This is a genomic window from Gordonia sp. (in: high G+C Gram-positive bacteria) (assembly GCF_052106715.1).
GTDB lineage: Bacteria > Actinomycetota > Actinomycetes > Mycobacteriales > Mycobacteriaceae > Gordonia.
Map to the genome: position 1 here is coordinate 1 of NZ_JBQEDL010000072.1, position 5,703 is coordinate 5,703.

General features: G+C 65.2%; 7 protein-coding genes. 1 reads left to right on the forward strand and 6 read right to left on the reverse strand.

Going from position 1 to position 5,703, the window contains the following annotated elements; genetic code table 11:
• Positions 1–161: 161 nt before the first annotated feature.
• Genes ACTIMF_RS18955 through ACTIMF_RS18970 form a run of 4 tightly spaced genes read right to left on the reverse strand, consistent with a single transcriptional unit; the run spans position 162 to position 3,055 of the window.
• A complete protein-coding gene (locus ACTIMF_RS18955; protein WP_442351834.1) occupies positions 162–1,316 on the reverse strand; it encodes a Dyp-type peroxidase in 1,155 nt (384 codons plus the stop codon).
• The gene (locus tag ACTIMF_RS18960) at positions 1,313–1,879 is read right to left on the reverse strand and encodes a copper chaperone PCu(A)C (RefSeq protein WP_442351835.1); all 567 of its coding nucleotides are present in this window, start codon (positions 1,877–1,879) and stop codon (positions 1,313–1,315) included. The genes ACTIMF_RS18955 and ACTIMF_RS18960 overlap by 4 nt, the downstream gene beginning before the upstream one ends.
• Positions 1,880–1,925: 46 nt before the next feature.
• On the reverse strand, positions 1,926–2,480 hold the full coding sequence (locus ACTIMF_RS18965) for a hypothetical protein (protein ID WP_442351836.1): 555 nt from the start codon (positions 2,478–2,480) through the stop codon (positions 1,926–1,928).
• A gap of 53 nt (positions 2,481–2,533) precedes the next feature.
• Positions 2,534–3,055 (reverse strand): GNAT family N-acetyltransferase, encoded by a 522-nt coding sequence (locus ACTIMF_RS18970; RefSeq protein WP_442351837.1) that lies wholly within the window; start codon positions 3,053–3,055, stop codon positions 2,534–2,536.
• A 42-nt stretch (positions 3,056–3,097) separates the two neighbouring features.
• On the opposite strand from ACTIMF_RS18970, the gene ACTIMF_RS18975 reads away from it, so the two are divergent.
• Positions 3,098–4,507: an amino acid permease gene (locus ACTIMF_RS18975; RefSeq protein ID WP_442351838.1), complete on the forward strand. Its 1,410-nt coding sequence runs from the start codon at positions 3,098–3,100 to the stop codon at positions 4,505–4,507.
• Here ACTIMF_RS18975 and ACTIMF_RS18980 read toward each other — a convergent pair.
• Both ACTIMF_RS18980 and ACTIMF_RS18985 read right to left on the reverse strand, forming a co-directional pair.
• The gene (locus tag ACTIMF_RS18980) at positions 4,476–5,237 is read right to left on the reverse strand and encodes a TetR/AcrR family transcriptional regulator (RefSeq protein ID WP_442351839.1); all 762 of its coding nucleotides are present in this window, start codon (positions 5,235–5,237) and stop codon (positions 4,476–4,478) included. The two genes, ACTIMF_RS18975 and ACTIMF_RS18980, sit on opposite strands and share 32 nt — an antisense overlap.
• Before the next feature lie 285 nt (positions 5,238–5,522).
• Positions 5,523–5,703 (reverse strand): hypothetical protein (locus ACTIMF_RS18985; protein ID WP_442351840.1); only part of this gene is annotated, 181 nt, incomplete at its 5' end.

Sequence of the window (5,703 nt, forward strand, 5' to 3'; positions counted from 1 at the left end):
GTCCCCCCCCGCTGATCGCGCCCCCCACCGCTTATCGAGCCCCCCACCGCTTATCGAGCGGAGTCGCGGTCGGGTCTCGACTCCGCTCGACCAGCGGGAGAAGTCTCGACCAACTGGAAAGGTCTCGACTCCGCTCGACCATCGGCCAACCAACGGGCACATCACTCGAACAGGGGCGCCCCCAGGTAGGAACCGTCTCGGGCGCCGGGGAGCATCGCGTAGACCGCGGAGCCGATGGGTGTGGTCCACTCGTTCAGGTCGTCGTGGTCGGCGAGCCGCTGCTGGACCGGCACGTACTGCGCGACCGGATCCCGCTGGTACGCGGCGAAGATCAGACCGCTGTCCGACGTGTCGCCGTCGCCACCTGCCGGGGAGAGGTCGTAGCTGTACGGCCGACGGAGAAACTGCTCGCGATCGGATCGTTGATGTGCACGCGCGATGTGAGAGGACTCCGGGATCACCGAGATACCGCCCTTGGTCGCGGTGAACACCGGATCGTCGGTCTCAACACTCCCGGTCAATGGCGCACCGTTGTCGAGGGTCCGCCCCAACGACAGTTCCCGACTCGGTCGATCGACTGCCTCCCAAGTATCCATGTTCATCGCGATCCGTCGGAGCACCAGCGACGTCCCGCCCGCCATCCACGACCGCTCCGATCCGTCGTCCCAGACGAGGTCGTCGTAGCGTCCCTCGTCCGGTTGGACGGTGCCGTCGACCTGGCCGAACAGATTGCGTTTGTGATGGAAGCCCTGCTGCATCCAACGCACCCGGGTACGACGTCGAACCGGTGCGATGACCATGCGCACCGCGTGCGCGAGCGTCATCGGGTCGTCGCATGCGACGGCAACGACCACGTCAGTCTGACCCCACCGTTCCTGCAGCCGGTCGATCGTGAACGCAGGCAGCGGCGCACACCAGGACGGCCTCTTCGCCGCCAGCGCCGCAGACGCGAACGCCCGCGGACCGAGACCGACAGCGATGGACAGCCGCGCTGGGTCGACAGCGAGCTCCGGCTCGGTGTCGGAGTACCCGGACTGCCCCTGCGTGAGGTTGGCGGCGTCCTGCGTCCACATCCGCAAGATCCCTTGCAGCGCTGCGTGGTCGGCCGGGTCGAGTAGGTCGAGTCCGACGAAGTCGACGTGCGTCTGCATCGGGGTGACGATCCCTGACTGATGATCTCCGAAGAACGGCAGCGTCGACCCGGCAGCCGACGGCTCGGACAGTTCATGTCCGACGCCGACGGCCGCCGCGCCCACACCGAGTCCTGCAAGCCCGACACCGCCGGTCAGCAGGGTTCTCCGGGAGAACCGGGTCAATTCTGCTCGCCGTGGTCTCGACTCCCACTTTCAGGAGACGAGCCGGCCGGCGAGTAGTTCTCTTGATTCCCGTCGAAGTCTCGAGCGAGAGCTTGGATGGTCTCAGTGGATCCGTCGTCGAACCTCGCGGTGATCGTCGCGACGTCGCCGGAACGGATCGGCTGAGACACACCCATCAGCATGAAGTGCTCGCCGCCCGGGTCGAGGGTCACCGATCCGTCGGCGGGGACGACGATCCCGCCTTCGACTTCACGCATGCTGGTGGTGCCGCCCGACTCGACGACTTCGTGCAACTCCACCATTTTCGCGGCGTCGCTGGACGCACCGACGATGCGGATGTCGTGGTCGGACGAGTTCTCGATAACGGCGAACGCCGACGTCATACCGTTGTCGACGGCCGGATCATCGGTCGCTTTGATCCACGGTTGCGTCACCGTGATCGCATCGGCGTCCGAAGCGTCGTCACTGTCGGTGGAACACGCAGTGAGCAGGGTGGCGGATAGTAGTGCGGATGCCGCGAGTGCGGTCAATCCGGCCGAGCGCAGCAAATAGCGCCGTGCCATGAGGTCTCCTCAATTGAGCAAGGTGTGAATGAAGGTGACTGGGTCTTCACATCGTTGCCGGGGGACCTCGCACACCCGAAGCCGACTGCAGAGCAAGGGAATAGGCCGTCTCGACCGCCGGAGTCGGCACGGTCGGCTTGATGTCATCGGTCGCAAAGCCCGCGGCAGAGCCGAGCATGACGGCAACCTGCGATCCGTACGAGTGCGCGAGGCGTTCGGCGACGACGAGCACGCCCACCGCAGCGGGCAGTGCGAAGATATGCCACGCGATCATCGCGCCGCCGGGCACCACCGACCCGTGACCGAGGAGGGCGAGGGCTACGTGGGCGGCGACCTGACCGCCGACAACTGCCACAGCGGTCGACACCCAGCCGGTGCCGGCGGACCGGCCCCCGCCCTTGACCTGGCCTGCACGCACGACCCCAACGACGACGGCGAGCGCCAGAAGAATCAGCATGTGCGACGTCGCAGGCCCGTGCGCGCCGAACCCGCCGCCGAATCCGTGGGCCGCGGTACCGATGATCGCCGACACCGCCCCCGCCAGGACACCGTGAGTCGCCGGGTCAGCCGGCGAATCAGCGGAGGTCAGACGGATATGCACACTGCTCAGCGTACCAATCGAGTCCTTCGCACCGACCAGCGATCGCGCTCCGATCAACGATGGTGAGGCGGCACACCGAGATCCAGATGCATGTAGACGACGCCGACCCAACGCCCGAACTTGTAACCGACGCTCGGTGTCCGGCCGGCTTCGACGAATCCGGCCTTGGCATGCAGGGCGATCGATCCCGGCGCCTCCTCCGAGATCACCGCCATCACATGCCTGATCCTGGCGGGGTCGATCGCGTCGATCGTCGCACGCAGGAGTCGAGCCCCGATCCCTCGGCCTGCCGCCTCAGGTCGAAGGTAGATACTGTTCTCCGCGGTGAACGACCATCCCGACTTACCGCGATAAGGGCCCAGCCGCGAGAACCCGAGAACACCTGGCGCGATGTCGGAGTCCTCGACGACCAGGAACGGCAGGCCTCGCGACCGGCAGGACGAAAGCCGTTCCCGCCAGGTCGCCACCTCGGGGGCATCGTGGTCGAAGCTGGCCGTCGACGTCTCGACGTAGTGCCGGTAGATGTCGGCGACCGCCGCGCAGTCATCCGCGGTCGCGTCCCGCATCGTGAACATGCCTCGATTGTTCCGCACGACGGGGCGATTACACTGCTGGGAATGGCCGACTCCGAACAAGATCACATCGCCGTCGCTGACGAGAGTCGCCTCAAGACCGGCCTCCGTCCTCGACATCTGGTGATGATGAGCCTGGGCTCGGCCATCGGTGCCGGCCTGTTCGTCGGATCCGGCGAAGGCATAGCCCTCGCCGGCCCAGCCGCACTCATCGCATACGCGATCATCGGTCTGATCATCGTCTCCGTGATGCGAATGCTCGGCGAGCTCGCCGCAGCAGACCCGAATCCCGGAGCCTTCTCGTATTACGTGGGAAAAGCACTCGGGGCCGGTGCCGGCTTCATGATGGGTTGGCTGTGGTGGATCCAGATGACGCTCGTCGTCTCCGCTGAAGCACTCGCCGCAGCCGAAGGGCTCAACTCCCTAGTCGGTGTCCTGCCCGCCTGGGGGTGGGCACTCGTCTTCATGGTGGTCTTCACACTTCTCAATCTGAGCGGCGCCGCGAACTTCGGCGAACTCGAGTTCTGGCTGGCACTGATCAAGGTCGTCTTCATCATTGTGTTCCTGGCCATCGGCGCCGCCTACCTATTCGGGTGGACGTCCGAGGCGTCACCTGGTCTGGACAACGTCGGGGCCATACTCCCCGATGGGGTCGGGGGTGTGACCGCCGCCCTGCTGGTGATCGCCTTCGCGTTCGGCGGCATCGAGATCATCGCCGTCGCAGCAGCCGAGACCGATGATCCCGGCCCCAGTGTCACCAAAGCGATCCGCACCATCGTGTGGCGGATCCTGGTCTTCTACATCGGATCGGTCCTGATCATCATCCTCGTCCTTCCGCTCGACGACGACCGATTGAAGTCCGGCCCGTTCGTAGGGATCCTCGAGCAGGCCGGACTACCCGCCGTCGCGACCACGATGGGAGCGATCATCGTCATCGCTCTGTTGTCGTCGATGAACGTCAACCTGTACGGGGCCTCGCGGATGCTGTTCTCGCTCGGACTTCGCCGCATGGCGCCGACCGGGACCGCACGGACCACGTCGAACGGTGTGCCGGTGCGAGCAGTACTGGCGAGCGTCGTAGTCGGCTTCGCAATGGTGCCCGCCAACTACCTTTGGGGCGAGGAGGTGCTCGACCAACTGCTTGCCCTCGTCGGCTCCACCCTGCTCGTGACGTGGTTGTCGATCACGACCGCACAGATCGTTCTCCGTCGCCGCGCCGACCGCGACGGCGTCCGACTGCCGATGAAGATGTGGTTGTTCCCGTACCTCTCATGGGCCACTCTGGTAGCCCTCGCCGTCATCGTCGCACTCGGACTATGGACCGAATCGGTCCGCAGTCAGATCATCTCGACGGCGGTCCTCGCCTTCGTCCTCTGGGGAGTCGGAACGATCGTTGCTCGCCGCCGAGTCGCCGCAGCAGACGTTACGTCTGCGACTTCCCCTCCCGCGGAGTAGCCGTCTCTGCAGTGGAAGTCTCTGCAGTAGACGTCTCGGGATTCATCGTCTGGGGCACGGATTCGCTGTAATCGGCGTCGACCAGCATCGGAGACGGATCGAGACGTGTGAGACCGTTCCAGCACAGGTTCACCAGGTGCGCCGCGACGATCTCCTTCGCGGGTTCTCGGACGTCGAGCCACCATTGCGCTGTCACCGACACCATCCCGACCAGGGCCTGCGCGTACAGGGGCGCCAATGCCGGGTCGAACCCGCGCCGATCGAAATCACTCGCCAGAATATGTTCCACCTGGCTGATCGCGTCGTTCAGGAGACTGGAGTAACGGGTGTCGCCGTTGTTGCCATGCGGCGACTCGCCACGGACGAGAATTCGGAACCCGTCGGTCCTCTCCTCCATATAGGTGAGCAGTGCGAGCGCGACCTGCTGAATCCGGTACAGCGAACGGTTCTTGGTCAGCGACGACGTCACCAGTTCGAGGAGCTTGTCCATCTCACGGTCGACGACGACCGCGTAGAGACCTTCCTTGCCCCCGAAGTGCTCGTACACGATCGGTTTAGACACGCCTGCGCGCTGCGCGATCTCTTCGATAGACGTGCCTTCGAAGCCTCGTTCGGCGAACAGTCCACGAGCGACCTCGATCAACTGAAGACGACGCTGCGCCCCTGTCATACGTGCCCGCGGCGCCTTGACTACGTCCTCGTCGCCATTCGCCGGCCTATCGATAGCCATGCTGATCAGTCTATCCAGGCCGTCCGCTGAGTCGGGTCTCGACTCCGCTCGATCAGCAGGATGGGGCGCGTGCCGCGGTGAGGCTATACGCGAGCGGGCCACCTCGGTTGATCGAGCGGAGTCGAGATCCGTCGTCCGCACGTAAGTGAGCTACAGCGCGAACCCGCCAACCACGTCGATCGAGCGGAGTCGAGATCTGTCGTCCGCACGTAAGTGAGCTACAGCGCGAACCCGCCAGCCACGTTGATCGAGCGGAGTCGAGATCCGCTGGACGCCGCTGTGAGGCTACAGCGCGAACCCGCCGGCCACGTTGATCGAGCGGAGTCGAGATCCGTCGTACGCCAGGGAGTCTCGACTTCGCTCGACCAGCAGGATGGGGCCGCGTCCCGCGGTGAGGCTATACGCGAACCCGCCGGCCACGTTGATCGAGCGGAGTCGAGATCCGTCGTACGCGACGGGTCTCGAC